General features: G+C 45.1%; 14 protein-coding genes. 4 read left to right on the top strand and 10 right to left on the bottom strand.

The window, feature by feature from the left end; translation table 11 throughout:
• Positions 1-4: 4 nt before the first annotated feature.
• The 6 genes from AB2J24_RS02130 to AB2J24_RS02105 all read right to left on the bottom strand — a co-directional run bounded on the left by AB2J24_RS02130 (position 5) and on the right by AB2J24_RS02105 (position 6804).
• Positions 5-817, bottom strand: a complete 813-nt coding sequence (locus AB2J24_RS02130; RefSeq protein WP_367384253.1) for a citryl-CoA lyase — start codon at positions 815-817, stop codon at positions 5-7.
• Positions 814-2706 (bottom strand): bifunctional sugar phosphate isomerase/epimerase/4-hydroxyphenylpyruvate dioxygenase family protein, encoded by a 1893-nt coding sequence (locus AB2J24_RS02125; RefSeq protein ID WP_367384252.1) that lies wholly within the window; start codon positions 2704-2706, stop codon positions 814-816. Before AB2J24_RS02125 ends, AB2J24_RS02130 begins: the two co-directional genes overlap by 4 nt.
• On the bottom strand, positions 2703-3998 hold the full coding sequence (locus AB2J24_RS02120; protein ID WP_367384251.1) for a TRAP transporter large permease: 1296 nt from the start codon (positions 3996-3998) through the stop codon (positions 2703-2705). The genes AB2J24_RS02125 and AB2J24_RS02120 overlap by 4 nt, the downstream gene beginning before the upstream one ends.
• Positions 3995-4549: a TRAP transporter small permease gene (locus tag AB2J24_RS02115; RefSeq protein ID WP_162652530.1), complete on the bottom strand. Its 555-nt coding sequence runs from the start codon at positions 4547-4549 to the stop codon at positions 3995-3997. The genes AB2J24_RS02120 and AB2J24_RS02115 overlap by 4 nt, the downstream gene beginning before the upstream one ends.
• Before the next feature lie 26 nt (positions 4550-4575).
• The gene (gene dctP, locus AB2J24_RS02110) at positions 4576-5586 is read right to left on the bottom strand and encodes a TRAP transporter substrate-binding protein DctP (protein WP_162652531.1); all 1011 of its coding nucleotides are present in this window, start codon (positions 5584-5586) and stop codon (positions 4576-4578) included.
• A 120-nt stretch (positions 5587-5706) separates the two neighbouring features.
• Complete coding sequence (locus AB2J24_RS02105; RefSeq protein ID WP_367384250.1) at positions 5707-6804, bottom strand: Gfo/Idh/MocA family protein; 1098 nt, start codon at positions 6802-6804, stop codon at positions 5707-5709.
• 190 nt (positions 6805-6994) lie between these two features.
• On the opposite strand from AB2J24_RS02105, the gene AB2J24_RS02100 reads away from it, so the two are divergent.
• The 4 genes from AB2J24_RS02100 to AB2J24_RS02085 all read left to right on the top strand — a co-directional run bounded on the left by AB2J24_RS02100 (position 6995) and on the right by AB2J24_RS02085 (position 10164).
• Positions 6995-7654 carry a GntR family transcriptional regulator gene (locus tag AB2J24_RS02100; RefSeq protein ID WP_367384249.1) on the top strand — a complete coding sequence of 220 codons (660 nt, stop codon included), beginning with the start codon at positions 6995-6997 and terminating at the stop codon, positions 7652-7654.
• A gap of 362 nt (positions 7655-8016) precedes the next feature.
• Positions 8017-8430 (top strand): MbcA/ParS/Xre antitoxin family protein, encoded by a 414-nt coding sequence (locus AB2J24_RS02095; protein ID WP_367384248.1) that lies wholly within the window; start codon positions 8017-8019, stop codon positions 8428-8430.
• A 2-nt stretch (positions 8431-8432) separates the two neighbouring features.
• Positions 8433-9137, top strand: a complete 705-nt coding sequence (locus tag AB2J24_RS02090) for an RES family NAD+ phosphorylase (protein ID WP_367384247.1) — start codon at positions 8433-8435, stop codon at positions 9135-9137.
• Between the two features lie 856 nt (positions 9138-9993).
• Positions 9994-10164, top strand: a complete 171-nt coding sequence (locus tag AB2J24_RS02085) for a hypothetical protein (protein WP_367384246.1) — start codon at positions 9994-9996, stop codon at positions 10162-10164.
• A 64-nt stretch (positions 10165-10228) separates the two neighbouring features.
• Here AB2J24_RS02085 and AB2J24_RS02080 read toward each other — a convergent pair whose 3' ends face one another.
• The 4 genes from AB2J24_RS02080 to AB2J24_RS02065 all read right to left on the bottom strand — a co-directional run bounded on the left by AB2J24_RS02080 (position 10229) and on the right by AB2J24_RS02065 (position 15752).
• On the bottom strand, positions 10229-10636 hold the full coding sequence (locus AB2J24_RS02080) for a WYL domain-containing protein (protein WP_162652537.1): 408 nt from the start codon (positions 10634-10636) through the stop codon (positions 10229-10231).
• Positions 10637-11187: 551 nt separating this feature from the next.
• Positions 11188-11379, bottom strand: coding sequence for a TetR/AcrR family transcriptional regulator (locus AB2J24_RS02075; protein ID WP_367384507.1), 192 nt, complete (start codon positions 11377-11379; stop codon positions 11188-11190).
• A 141-nt stretch (positions 11380-11520) separates the two neighbouring features.
• Positions 11521-14616 carry an efflux RND transporter permease subunit gene (locus AB2J24_RS02070; protein ID WP_367384245.1) on the bottom strand — a complete coding sequence of 1032 codons (3096 nt, stop codon included), beginning with the start codon at positions 14614-14616 and terminating at the stop codon, positions 11521-11523.
• The gene (locus tag AB2J24_RS02065; RefSeq protein WP_367384244.1) at positions 14613-15752 is read right to left on the bottom strand and encodes an efflux RND transporter periplasmic adaptor subunit; all 1140 of its coding nucleotides are present in this window, start codon (positions 15750-15752) and stop codon (positions 14613-14615) included. The genes AB2J24_RS02070 and AB2J24_RS02065 overlap by 4 nt, the downstream gene beginning before the upstream one ends.
• Positions 15753-15765: the final 13 nt, after the last annotated feature.

The raw sequence follows: 15765 nt of genomic DNA, 5'->3' as shown, positions 1-15765 counted from the left end.
CCTCTTATTCCTCTGGCTCATAGAGAGGTAAAAAATTCGTCGGCATCGGGCCCTTATTACGAGCACCTTGTTCCATTTGTTCCCATGCATGCGATAAAATACCGACGGATCGGGAAAGACAAAATAGTCCGCGTGATAATGGTGCTGGGAACCCAAGTTCACAAAATATCACGGCTGTTGCCCCATCAATGTTCATGGCAATCGGACGACCACCTCGGTCTTCTGCCAACTGGTTTTGTACGGCCTCACCGATGGCGGCAAACTTCCCATCAACAGTACCTTCAGATGCGGCGTTCCTAACAAGTTCCATTAGCCGCGGAGCACGTGGATCAACAGGCTTATGAAACCTGTGGCCAAAACCGCTGACAATTTTCCCATGTTTTTCTTTCCAGTTGGTAAGCCCAACTTGGACGGCGCCTTTCAGTGAACCTGAACTCCCCATAAGCCGATCAATGTCATAGTAGAGCTCAGCACATTGTTCACCCGCCCCACCATGCACATCGCCAAGCATATTCACGCCCGTCGCCATTGCATTGTTGAGCCCAATACCACATGTAATTGCCATACGTGATGCAGCGATTGAGGGTGCTTGCGGGCCGTGATCTACACCTGCTACCAATGCTGCTTCAAATAGCTGAGCCTGCTTTTCATCAGGAAGCTGACCTCGTGTCATCATCCAAATCATTTGAGGGAATGTGATATTTCCAATCAAGTCCTGAATCGGCTCGCCCCTAAAGGCAATTTGACCGGGCTTCATGTCAATTATCGATGTACGCCACCATTTTCGAATGGATGCCGCGTCTGCACTTTCCGTCATGTTGTTGCTGCCTTTTGATTGAGCTTGATTTGTGCTTGGGCCGCAAGGCGAATAGGTGCATTTTCCGCACCATATCCATCATACCGATTTCGTCGTTCCACGACCTCAAAGAACAAACCACTAAATATAGACTGACTGTAAATTTGAAAATATTCGCCGTCGTCATGTCGAGAATACAGGATATTACCCGCCTGCAATTGTTGAACGAGTTCCGCTGACAAGCCTAATTCATTTTGAAGGTTCGAATAGTAGTTAGGCGATATTTCAAGGCGTTGAAAATCTGCTTCTGCCAACAGGCTCGATGTTTCAAAAATATCATCTGTTAGAAATGCTATATGCTGAACACCGGCCCCTACACTATCTGTCAAAAAGTTCCCCCCAATTGTGTTGCTTCCTGCAACTCCATTGAGATTTAATCGAACTTCACCCTCAGGACTGCGAATGGCCTGACTTGCTACAATGCCTGAGGGGTCAACAACATCGACAATTGATGTTTTTTCCATCTCGAAGGTTGTTGTATAGTAAAGTAACCAACTCTGCATTTCATCGTATCTCATTGTCAGCGCAACATGATCGATACGTCTCAGGCCTGCTGGTTGTTTTATGTCTTCAATTACGGTTGGTTCAAATTCAATATCCCAGACGTGATGTAGGTCAGATTTTTCATCTATGAAATGAACGACGTTACCCCCCACACCTTTAATCGCTGGAATATTTAATTCACCTGTTCCCAACGCTTGCGAAAACTCTGGCGACCCAAGCGTCATAGCCCTTTCGACGGTTTTTCCAGCATCCTGTACTCGCAAGCCCATATCGCAGACAGTAGCGCCGTGTTTATCAAATGCTTGCCGCGCGTACCCCTCCTTATCCGAATTGACGACTATATTGATCGAACCCTGCCGCCACAGCTCAACGGACTTCGTGAGATGGTGACGTTCTTTTCTAAAACGTAGCGATGTAAGAAGACTTATAAGAGTGTCTCGACTTTCACTATCGACAGCAAACTCTATAAATTCAAAACCGGATGCATAAACACGTTCCGCCAGTCGGGGAATATTAAAGTTCGCATTAGGTGTATTTGATCTAACGTCATCTAATACGTTGACAAGTGCGCGAAAGGCATCTGTTGCAACAGTCGTACCATTATCAAACGAACGCCGACTACCAACATCACTCGAAGACCAATTACCCGTATATCCACAATTGATGAGAAGGCGTACCAGTCCTGAAATATTAAGGTTTCCTTGGCCTGGCAATACACCAAATTGATTACTCAAAATTGGTAAATCGTTATTGGTTCTGAGCATGTCAGACAATTGGACATGAAACACATATTTGCCATCAACTTCTCTAATTCGCGCGGGGCGGGAGCCATCACCTAGCGTTAAGCGGGAATTAATACATAAGCCCAAATTAGGATGGTCTATCTGCTTGATCATCTCATAAGCCTGCAGCTCTGTTGTAATATGGGCCGCCCATGGCAAAGCTAGATATGCAATTCTGACATCCTTTTTTTGCGCACGAGAAGCAAGTTCATACAGGTCAGATACAATATCCTCACTACGGCCCGATGCATGTTGATCGCAATTGGAGCAAACCAGAAGAAGTCTGGTATCTAGAGCGCGCATCAGATCAAGTTTCTGTTCTAAGCGATCAAAAGCACGTGTTTTTGCTTCGCCAGAAAACCCTTCAAGGTCCATAAAGGGTTGAAGCAGCTGAATGTTTATGCCTCTATCTTTGGCAAGTGCTGCAACATCCCCTGCTGAGCCATTAAACCCGATGAAGTCATATTCATTTAATTCAACGTTTTGAAAACCTGCATCAGCGATTTTATCGAACTTGCTTATCAAATCACCCGATACAGTCGTCGTTGCAATCGCGATACTCATCCAAGATACCCAAATACACGTGGTAGCCACAACACCAAATCTGGAAAGAGCAACATAACCAAAAGAGCAGCTACTAAGACCGCTAGGAATGCCCAAATTTCAGCAATAATCTCCCGCAATGGAATGTCTGACACAGCATTTATCACAAAGAGTAATATGCCATATGGCGGAGTGATTAATCCGATCATGGAGTTAACAACAACCAATACGCCAAAGTGCACCAGATCGATACCGAGCACTGTGCACGTTGGGATGAACAATGGAACAATGACCAAGATGATTGTCGTCGCATCCAACACGCACCCTAATAACAGAATTAGGATATTTACTGCGATCAGGAAGACAACCGGACTTACGTCTGATCCTTCCAATAAAGCTGAAATAGCTTGTGGAATTTGTTCAGAGATAACGATGAAATTCAGAATAAATGCACCGCCGATAACGACACCAACCGAAGCAGAGGAACGAGCACTATCCACAAAGACACGATAAAGTCCTTGCAACGAAATCGCTCGGTAGAAAATTGCAGCAAGCATAAGCGCATAAAACGCCGCAACTGCCGCCGCCTCGGTCGGCGTCGTCACGCCCCCATATATTCCGTAAAGTAGAATCGCAGGCATAAGTAACGCAGGAAATGCATTTGCCGTTTTTCGCGGCAATTCCCGCAATGGCACTGGCTCTTCGATAGCAAAACCACGCTTGCCAGCAAGATAATAATTCATTGCCATTAGCACTAGCCCCATAAGTATGCCGGGCAAAATACCAGCCAGAAATAGCGAACCAATTGAGGCTTTTGAAACAAGGGCATAAAGAACCATGGGAATGGATGGTGGAATGATTGGGCCGATAGTAGCCGAGGCCGCCGTTATCGCTGCGGCATATCCGCGGCTATAACGACCATCTTTGGTCATCATCTCAATAATGATTTTTCCGATACCGGCTGCATCTGCAACAGCGGACCCCGACATGCCTGAAAATATGAGTGATGCCACCACGTTAACATGGCCTAAACCGCCTTTGAAGCGACCAACTGCAGCAACACAAAAATTGAGTAATCGATCCGTAATTGATCCGGCATTCATGATGTTTGCGGCAACGATGAACAACGGGACGGCCAGCAATATGGTACTTGTATAAAAACCTTGCAGTATTTTCTCACCTGCAAGCGCCACATCAAGTCCCGCAACACCAAGATACATGACCGATGCAAGTAGTATTGAATACCCGATGGGAGCGCCGATACCGGCGAGCAAGAACAGAGTAAGAAGGCATGATGCTAGTTCGATACTCATAACGCATCCCCGCCTTTGTCGCTGTCAAGTTGAGCAGCATCCACTGCCAATTCAAGTTCAGTTTTGGGTGGTCCATTGCGAAGAATGTTTATAAAACTCCATACATATCGCACGATGACCGCGAGCATGAAAATCGCGTAAATCGAGAACACATCCCGGAGAGGAATTTTGGCATCTGTGAAAGGATTCCGCACCGTAGATGTTTTACGGATTTTCATCCAATCAATGTAATCCCAAGTCGGCAGAAACGAATACAGCATGCCAATGGCGATGGCAGCCGCTGCTATCAATGCGAGAACTTTGCGAACTCTAAGAGGCGATGCTAGATATATGATATCAAATTTTACATGGTCTTGTTCGTTGACTATAAATGCGCAGCTAAAAAAGATCACCCAAACCCACAAGATACCAATAAGCTCTAATGTCCATCCCGCAGGGGTGAAGAAATAGCGCAGAACGATCTGCAATAAAAACGTGACAAAGATTGCTGCCAGCATGCCGCCAGCAATCGCTTCGGCCAAACGGGAGAATGTTTTAATCAAAGATTGCATCACTATTCTCCCCTCCGGATTACGGCTTAGTTACCAAGCGCGTTGATCTGATCAAGAACACCTTCAGGCCATGTGGCAGCGAATTCGCTGTCGAGATACATAGACTGAACTTGATTGCGGAATGCAGCCAGGTCAGGCTCGTAGACAGACATGCCCTGCTCTTCTAGAAATGCAACAAGCTCGCCCTCTAGTTTCAACTGCTTTTGGCGACCAGATTCTGCTGCAGCATCTGCCGCTGCTTGTACTTTTGCCTGCTGATCGGCTGACATCTTGTCCCACGTCGCTTTTGAGATCGCTATGTAGTTAAGGTCAACAAGGTGAGATGTTAGAATGATCTGATTTGTCACCTCAAAAAACTTCGCATCCACTACGGTCGGCAGCGGGTTATCTTGCCCATCTACAGAACCAGTTGAAAGCGCTGTATATACTTCCGAGAATGCCATAGGTGTTGGCGCGGCACCCAGTGCTTTGCCCAAGAACTGCCAAGCATCTGTGCCAGGCATACGCAAGTTTACACCTGCAAGATCCGCCGGTGTGTTGACAGTCAATTCATCTTTGCTTTGACGCAAGTTTACCTGACGACGGCCAAGATACATTACTGACAGAAGCTTTACACCAAGCTCGTCTTCAACTTTCGCTTTGAAAGTATCCATCAAAGGATCGTTGAACACTGCCACCTGGTGAGCTGCATCTTGATGCACATACCCGGCTGTAAAAATTGAGAACTCTGGAAAGAACTGTGCCAGTTCTTGCGCAGATGTGATCGACATTTCCAGATTGCCCCGGCTGATCGCATCAAGCTCAGTTCCTTGCGCAAAAATGGTACCGTTATAGCTCGGCTCGTAGCTGGCAAAATCTGCCACTGCGGGTGCAAACACCTCAGCCATTGCGATTGAACGCTGATCAGTCTCCGAACCAGATGTTGCCATACGCAATTGGATTTTGTCCATTGCAAATGCAGATGCGGCAGAACCAACGACGATGCCCGTTGCCACAATCGCTGAAAGCACGTTTCTACGTGTGAATTCGATTTTCATTTTATTCCTCCGAAATGAATAGATAAGTGAATTTATCTAAGGCAAAACTATATCTTATTTTTCCATTAATGCAATATATTATCAATAATATCTGATATTATTATTAGTATCATAGGATATTCATGCAGTAACTGCGTGAACTGATGTGACATCATCTGGATTGTGTAATTCTGCAAAATCATTAATTTTAATAAGAGAATTAGATTGAGCAGCTTCACCAATTGCCTCCACAACACGGAGGGTTTTCAGTCCTTCAAGACCAGTCACCAGCGGAGCTTCCTCTCCTAAAACAACTTTTGCAAAATGTATAATTTGATTATCGAGGGGATCGGATGCTTCTCTTGGAATAGATGTAGCTGTAATTGGTGACCACCAGTCTCGCTCTGTACCGTGCTTCCAGATCGTTAAATCAGGTACAGACAATGACCCATGAGAACCGCCAATTTTATAACAACTTTGAGAGGTTTTCGGATAGATCGGATACTCACCAGAAGTTAGTTCCCAACTCCACGGAGCCACAATAGAATCCGATACGGTAACCGTGCCTACTGCACCATTTTCAAAACTCAGAAGTACCGATGCAACATCTTCATTTTCAAACCCCCTTTGTGATGGAGCTGATTGGGCCTGAACTGTTGAAATCTCCCCGCAAAGGTATCTAATCAAATCAATATCATGAACGAGATTAACAGAAATTGGCCCTGCACCTTTGTGTTTACGCCAAGGAGCCTGGTCAAAATAATGATCTGGTTTATAGAACCAACAATTCGCATGCACCGCCCGGACATTGCCTATCTCTCCATCGGATATAATTTCGGCCGCCTTTTTGATAAGCGGATTGTGTCTTCTATGGTGACCCACAAGCAGCGGCACCTGCTTTTCCACGGCAAATTTAACAAGGTTTTCAGCTTCTACAGACGATACAGCTAGAGGCTTTTCGATGAGGGCAGCACAGCCATTTGAAATTATTTCAAGACCCAGTTCAACATGACTTGGTGTAGGCGTTGCTACAATTACGCCGTCTGGTTTCAATAGAGCAAATAGGTCGGCAAGACTGGCAAAGCATGGCACGCCATACTCGTCGCAAATATCTTCTGAGGTTAGGTTAGGTTCAACAATGCCGGTTAACCGAACACCTTTAAGCCTCTTAATTGCATCAGCATGACGCCTACCAACTAAGCCTAGCCCAACAACAACCAAATTAACAACGTCACCCATCAAACAAACCCAATCCTTTTAATCCGCCATTAGTGTAGATATTCAATTTCAACTTCCTTACCACTAATAACTTATATTAACAATAATATATGATATTTTTTAAATAATCAGATTTATTATACTATTGTTGTCTGTCAGATAATTTGGTAAATTAATGAAATGGGCGAAATAACCAGATGATAATGAAATTATGAACAAACAAGTCAGCACAGTCGGTACGAACACCTATCAGCGGATAAAACATGATATTATCTATGGTGAATTGGAACCGGGGTCGAAACTAAAGCTAGATACTCTAAAAGCCCGATACGCAGCTAGCCTGTCTACATTACGTGAGATGCTTAGTCGTTTAGCAAGTGAAGGATTTGTATCAGCAGAGGAACAGCGTGGCTTCTTTGTTACAGCCGTTTCCAAAGAAGATTTAATCGAGATTACAAACCTAAGGGTTTTACTCGAATGTTCTGCCTTGGAAGAATCCGTTCAAAATGGTGATGCTGATTGGGAAGGTAATCTTGTAGCGGCACATCATAAGCTTCATTTGATGGAACAGCGTATGTTGGATGGCGATGAAACCCAAAAAGAGAACTGGAAACGATATGATTGGGAGTTTCATCTTGCGTTAATTGAAGCATGTAATTCCAAAAATCTGCTCGATATTCATGCTACGATCTACGATAAATATCTCAGATATCAAATGTTGGTAATCACATATCGTGGCCAAGAAGCTATTGATGAGCATGAAGGCATGTTCAAAGCCGCACTGGCAAGAGACTCTAAACTTGCACGGCAACTACTCGAAAAACACATCAGAAAGGGGCTTGAGCACACGCTTGAAGCCATGCCAGCATAAAGTCTGATTTTGAATGGGAGCATTATTATTCATTCTGGCAGCAATGATATCTGTTTAGTAGTCCTAGCATGACTTAAAATCTATCAGTTATAATCATAATCGATGTTATCACATTATATTTTGATGTCGGTGGAAATTGAATTCCCATTACATCGATTAGAAGTCAATATAGGCAGTATTTACCACTCTGCCATAGCGATAAAACTATGAAATAGTGATCCCGACTTCTACAGCGTATGCCTACAAAGTGGCGCTGGTCATCTTTTGCCCCTTTGTTTCTAACAGCTCTAGTTATTTCAAATATTTGCCTTTTGGCGAAATCCGTATTATATTATGCCAAAAGGCAATATAAGGAGTCTGCAATGCCCCAACTGCAACTCATTGAGAAAACAGCTCATCAACCTACCGTTCCGGAAATCTCTGATGCGGAGAGCGAAGCTATGGCTCGAGCAGTGGTCAATCTGTTTACCAAATGGAGCCTATCAGATGCACAAGCCACCATACTTTTGGGTGGTTTATCACCACGTACATGGGCTCGTTGGAAAACTGGTTCCGTTGGCCGTGTTCCGCGTGACCTAAAGGCACGCCTGTCCAACCTTATGGGCATCCATAAAGCACTACGGATCATCTTTACCGACGCCAAACGTGGTTATAAATGGATTAGTCAAAACAACAACACTTTTGGTGGTACGTCTGCTCTTGATATCATGCTTGCTGGCGAATTGACTGACATTATGCGCGTACGTCGATACCTCGATAGCGTCCGGGGTGGTTGATATTGAACAAGCCGAAAACGGTCCACGTAAACTGGGCAACGACGCATCGAATTATCCGGTCACGCTTCCCACCAATTGATTTGTTCGAGGACATCGCTGACCCAGCCGACTGGGATGCTATTCTATCCGCGGAAACAAAGACTAATCCGCGCTTGGCTGAAAGCGTGGGCATGCTCGACCTTATTCCCAAAGAACGTCGGGTTTCTGGTGCTGGGTCATCGTGGGCCATGGCTCCTTTTACACATACATCCACTGATCGGCCAAGTCGTTTCTCTGACGGGTCATATGGCGTTTACTATGCAGGTGATCGGATAGAAGTCGCTTTGTTTGAGACTATGCACCATCATGGAAAATTTATGGCCGCTACATCAGAAGAACCGGGATGGGTTTCTGATTTTCGCGAACTTGTCGGGACGCTCTCCACTGAACTTCATGACCTGAGCGAAACATCGGCCTTTGCAGACCTTTACGACTTAGAAGATTACTCAGCGCCTCAAACCCTGGGGCGCAATCTCCGTGAAGGTGGTTCAAATGGGGTCCTATACCAAAGTGTGAGATTTCCTGACGGTTTGGCCGCAGCACTATTTTGGCCCGATATTGCTGGCATTCCGACACAAGGCCAGCACTTTTCCTACTACTGGGACGGGAACATCGTCACCAAAGTCAAAAACCTGACAAGCGGAGAAGTATTCTCAGTCATCGATTAATAAGTTTGGTTCATACCGCAACTTTTAAAGTCAAATCATAACACTAAACTTTTGTAATATCACGCTGAACCATCTCGCTTATTAGAAACACATTTTTATGGGTCTAAATAGTTGTTGAGGTATCTGTCGAAGAGGAAGAAATTGGCCGCTAAATTGGTCGGAACCTATTGCTTCATGATCAATAATAGTCAGTTTGGATATATAACAGAAAACATTGGGCACAGTTAAAAATGTCTGACGTCAGCGCCTATGTCTCAGAATTAGGCTGGTCTAATTGAGACATAGGCGCTGACGTCAGACATTGCAGCTGGGATCCGTAAATACGTCTCGCAAATTTCCGGTATGAGAACCGAAGGTATATGGTGCACTTGAGCCTGCTATTTTTGGACGGTACAAAACTCACCGCTATAGCGTGTGTGGATTACGAGTCTCCCGTCTCTACTGTATTTGTCGGCGGCCACACTTCTCGTGGCTGGTGTCGAATACAAGTCCCCCCCGCAGGCTCTTAAAGGGACGCATTTGTTGTTGTTGTTGCGCATGGCATTCAGACACCTATTACGAGTCGTCCAAACAGAATATGGGCTGCCGTTATGCATAATAACGAGATCGCTTTCCGCCGCCAATGCTTGACCTGCAGTTGACATTGCACACAAAAGTGCTCCACCAAGCAATGCCAAAGCCTTAAACGAAGTCTGCAGCTTAACCATTTTACCCATTTTTTTTCCATTCAAATTTGTTGATACTGTTATCAATTTTTAGATGCAGCGCATGGCTAAGTCAATTAGTATAGATGTACTAATGTGCCAACGATCAAAAAGCGCTAGGTTGCCAATTGTTTTGAGGGAAAGATCGTCGAATGAAATCTCTATTCACCGACGCTGTTGACTTCCATGCTGATCGCGCTCGATTATTTTCGCGTGCACCAATTAAAATATTCTTAGGCCACATCGGCTCGGCATGCCTTCTGATTTACTATGACGACGGACAGTCAGTACCCTACCTCAGTTCTAAAATTGTGCGTCATTGAAACTCCATTGAGTAGACGAAGCAGTACTTCCTTTTTCATTGCAGCACTCACGTAAAACAAAATTCTAATCGCAGATATTTTCCTTGATAAAGCAATTTGAACCGATGCAGCCATCCCAACCATCAGCTTTTATGGATTGAGATTTCTCACTGAACACACCCTCAATTACAACAACTGATTTGATCTTATCAAATCTGAATATTCGTTTGGAAGCGTAATCACGCCCCTTAGTGCAACCACGGGATTGCCAACCATGCATGTAAAGCTTACCATTATTGCCAATCGCAACCTGATGCACATCAACAAGGCGTGGAAGACAACCTTTGCTGACGTCTTTGTCATAAACCATCTCGATAATGCGGTTTGTCTTAGCAGCCTCGCAAAGTTGAGCTTCATATTTCGATTGGGCCTGAGTGGATGAGAATGGCGTAACGATAATAAGCGTTGCTATTACTAAGTTTTTAAATTTCATCGCTGGCTCCTTAAAAAAGCTACCTTCTTCTCTCACGCATGGTTCGTTGTTCTATTGAAGAACGTACATGGGGCTATCCAGCAAGGCAAATTCTAATTATCCGTTACTTGGTAAGGCTATGATAGCATCCAATATTCCGGGCCATCCAAAATCAATTGTGCCTATCGGAAAGCCCAACAGAAACCCATAGATTGGCACTGTAATTTCAGAGCGGCTCGCAGACTTTTTGCAGATGTATCTGAGTATTCAATACGATGGGTCATGTAGGCACCAACGAGAGCAACATCATGCCGTCTGCCTAGATAAACGATTAGACTGGATATTGCGTCCGCACCCAAGATTGCTAAAGTACCACCCTTGGCATAATCTCAGATGATACTAGCCAATATTGGAGCCGCCTTGTCATGAATCAAGCGGTTGAGACGGTGGTTGAGGCCTAAACTTTGATGTTCATTCAAAATCAATTGCATATCCATCTGATCGGCAAAATTACTGCCCTTAAAAAGCTCACTCTCCATTGAAAAAATGGCTATAAATCAGCCTCTTGCACTCTAGGATACATTAACTGCTACCGCTCCCAAACTATCAGCTATCCGGTCGGGCAGCTGTTCAAACTCGGAAAATAGGGGCTCATCCTTTGATGAGAAGTGGTGATGAAAGCCACCTTTCGACAACCTAGACACAAGAAGAATTTCTGCCATCGTTGTGGCCTCAAACCCTGCTGAAAAAGAGCTCTTGCGCAACTCCAAGAAGTTAGGCTCGGCGTTCGTCTGGTTTCATATTTTTGCGCTTCTCGGCACCTATATATTTATCCTTTAAAGCCTTTCGGTCAGCGTCATTTACTCAACCGAATTCGGGTGCGCAAAACTCACCGATACGAGTGACTATTTCTGCTGTTTCTTCTCACCTAGCATCAACATGGCAGGTGTTACGATGAGAGTAAGAACTGTAGCAACGACCAAGCCTCCGGCAATCGCGCTAGAAAGTTCTGTCCACCACTGTGTTGACGGAGCGCCATAAACAATATCTCGCGTGAAGAAATTTATATTAAGGCCAATTACCATTGGCATAAGACCAAGCGCTGTTGTTATTGATGTTAAAAGCACAGGTCTTAGCCGTTGTGCACCAGTTCTAAGCGCAGCTTCAAGGGATGATTGTCCATCTCTTTTCAACTGATTAAAGGTATCAATAAGCACGATATTGTTATTCACAACGATACCAGCGAGCGCAATAACGCCTATGCCGCCCATTACAATTCCGAAAGGTCGTCCAGTTATAAGTAATCCAAGCAGTACGCCGGCAACAGAAAAGACAATCGCGCTCATCACAATTAATGCCTGATAGAAACTATTGAACTGAAGAAGCAATATCATGAACATCAAGACAATTGCTGATATGAAAGCGCCTACTAGGAATACCATTGCTTCGTTCTGATCTTCAGCTTCACCTGCAAAAACAAAGTCTACACCATCGGGCAAAATTCCTTCGTTTAATGCAGATGTAAGCTCGCTTACCTGATCATTTACTAAAATACCAGGTGCTACATTTGCTTCAATTGTTACGACACGTAACTCATCAATCCGCCGGATGGTACCAACACGCTCTGCGGGAGAAAAATCAACGAAGTTTGAAATAGGAACAAGTCCAGATGACGTTGGGACACGAAGACTTCCGAGCTCCGCAAGTGAACGATCCTGGTAAGGAAATCTAATACGAATATCAAGAGTACCATCAATATCGCCAGGTCGAAAAGTTGCTATCTTAATTCCTTGAGTGAGCAACTGAACGGCTTGTCCGAGAAGGCTAACATCGGCACCAAAACGGGCTGCTTCTACTCTGTTAACATTGATAGAAAGCTCTACACCGGGAAGCGGTCTTGTATCAGTTATATCTGTAAAACCTCCAATTTTAGCCATTGCCGACCTGACGACGTTTACAGCTTCTGACTGGGCTTTTGCATCCTGCACCCGCAATTGAAGGTTAATTGGCTTTCCACCTGAGGGGCCGCCGCTCTCAGTTTGCACTTGAACATTGATGCCAGCAATATCTGAAACATCCTGTCGGATTTCTTCGCCTATTTCAGCTGCAGTGCGACGCTCATCCCAATCGGTGAGTTCAAGCTGAATTGAACCTACTGTCTCTTCATCACCCTGCCCGGCACTCATCATTGAGCGGGCATAGACACTTGATACTTCTCCATATTCAAGCAGCCTGTTCTCAACCAGACGCACCAAACGATCCCGTTCATAAATTGAGATATTATCACGAGCTCTAACTTGGACCTGCATGAACTCTGGTTCAACAGAGGGAAAGAATGTGACACCTTTACCAAGTTGGCCGTAGAGGCCAAAAGCCCCTAGCAACATGGCAACAGCAAAAAGAACAGTAGTGCCAGGACGTAGGATCGACCATTCAAGAACGCGAACATAAAGACCAACCAAACCACTCATCTTCCGTGGATCACCTATCTCAGCTGCGTGCAATACGGCCTTTGATTTAGCTGTTTGTGGTTGGCGTTTACCTATCAAACCACCAATCACCGGGATAAAAATAAGCGCCATGAACAAAGAGGCAAACAGAGTGAGAAGAACCGTGATTGGTAAGAACTTCATGAACTCGCCAACCAAGCCAGTCCAAAATAAAAGCGGAAAGAATACACTAAGTGTCGTAGCGGTAGATGCGATAATTGGCCATGCCATACGTTTGGCAGCAAAAGCATATGCATCCTTGGCAGTTGCTCCTTCCTGCAGTTTTCGGTCGGCAAGTTCCGTCGTAACAATAGCACCATCAACAAGCATTCCCACAACCAGAATAAGTGAAAACAAGACCACGATATTCATCGTATAACCCATCATCCAAATCGCAGTTACTCCAGCTAAGAATGCACCGGGGATTGCCAGCCCAACAAGAATTGCAGATCGGGGACCCAGCGCAAAGACGATGACAATCATAACCAAAATCACGGCCGCAATAACATTGGCTTCAAGGTCTGAAAGAAAAGTTTTAACTGGTTCTGACTGATCTTGCAGGTATGTAACTTCGATCGCATCGGGCCAATCCGACTTCATACTTTCGATCTGCTCTTTCACCTTTGCTACCGTTTCGATAATGTTGGCACCAGACCGCTTTTTCACTTCCATTGCGAGAGCAGGTTGCCCGTTAATCCGAGCAAAGCCTGTTGGGTCATCAAAAGCCCGGCGAATTGAAGCAACATCGCTAAAGGTGACGACTGTCCCATCCCGAACCTTAACTGGCATTGTCAAAACATCATCTAAATCTTCGATTAGTCCCGGTACTTTTAGCACCACGCGGCCAGAGCCATTTTCAATCGAACCAGCTGCGATAAGCTGATTGTTCCGTTGGATTTGACCAATCACTTCTTCAAAAGATAGGTTATAGGTTTGAAAGACAGTCGGATCGATAAGAACTTCTAAAAATTCATCACGCTTGCCGCCGATATCGACCTCTAATACACTTGGCAATCCTTCAATTTTTTCTTGAACATCTTCAGCAAGTTGATTTAGTGCGCGTTCCGGTATAGAGCCCGAAAGAATAACTGTAACAATCGGGAAAAGAGCCGTATTTATTTCCGTAATAGTTATATCATGTGCATCTTCAGGCAGGTCACCTGCAGCTCGATCAGCAGCTTCACGTACTTTATCTAGCGCTTCATCAATGTCGCCCCCAGCCTGAAACTCTAATTGAACACTGGCAAAGCCCTCAGAGGCATGGCTCTCCATGCGGTCCAATCCTGCAATTGCAGCAAATTCACTCTCGAGCGGCTCAAGAAGAAGACGTTCTGCATCGGTAGGGCTTATGCCATCCAATCCAGTTGAAACATAAACCAACGGCAAAGGCACTTCTGGATCGGATTCTTTAGGTATTGAATTGTAAGCTACGGCGCCAACCATTATGATGATCAGTAAGAGCAGCACAACCACTCGGCTGCGCGAGAAAGCAGCATCTATAAGGAGATTCATTTATCCGCACCTTTTGATGCCGAATCAACTTGCGAACGGACGAGTTCACCATCGCGAACATATCCTTGTCCCACTGTTATTATTTTAACCCTCTCTGGCAAACCCGTTACCCAGATACCCTCGATTTGGGCGCGAACAACTTCAATAGGGTAGAACCTAACCGTGTCCTGTTCATCAACGACTTTAACACCAAGTGCACCATCCTGATTGAGCGAGACAGCTGAAGGGGATAGGAAATGTGCATTAACTTGACCAACGGGAATTTGAATTTTCGCAGATATCCCAGCAGGGATAGCGCCATCACTATTGGGAACATCAATTTCTGTTAAAAACGTTCGGGTATCTTGAGCCGCTGACGTGCCTACAAATGATACCGAACCTGCTCGTTCCTCACCCGTAATGAAAAGTACTCGCGCAGGCTGATCATTTTGAAGTTGGCGCAGTGACTGTTGTGGCACCTGAATAGCCACTGTTAGTGGGGCGTTATCCACAATTCTACCTACATCGTTGCCGGATTGAATAAACTCACCACGGTCCAAACTCAGAGTTTCTATACGTCCGGCGAAGGGAGCCGAAATGATGGTATCAGCTAAGGCTTCTTCCGCGGCAGTCAATTGCGCACGTGCAGAGGCAAGTGCAGCTTCGGTTTCAGTAACTCGAGCTACCGTCGCAACACCTTGTTCTTTAAGTTTGCTAGCGCTAGTAAAGTCTCGCTGAGCTCTTTCGAGCTCAGCGCGCGAACGCATAAGATTTGCTTCTTTTTCAGCTGTTTCAAATCGAGCAATGACGCTACCCGCCTCGACATCCTGACCCTTCGTGACAAACACTTCAGCAATCTGGCCGGAGGTTTCTGCTCGAATAGCCGTATCTCTATCAGGAAGCGCCTGACCTTCGGCTTGAAAAAACTGCGTTACAGGTTTTGCCGATGATAGTTTCACGACAACGGCAACTGGCAAAATTTCGATTTGTTCAGCGGTCTCTAGTTTGTCTTCAGATGGAAATATAAAACCACTACCCATCCATATGATCAGAGCAACGGAGAGAATTAGTGCACCCCAAAAAGAGAAACCAGCTCCACGGTCGTCGGTAAACTCTAAAACTTCAACCGAAGATATGTCGTTATCAATTTCTGCCATGTATTCGTTCCAT

This window comes from Lentilitoribacter sp. EG35 (assembly GCF_040784015.1).
Classification (GTDB): domain Bacteria; phylum Pseudomonadota; class Alphaproteobacteria; order Rhizobiales; family Rhizobiaceae; genus Lentilitoribacter.
The sequence above is the reverse complement of the archived record's forward strand: the minus strand, read 5'-3'. Positions and strand labels throughout refer to the sequence as shown.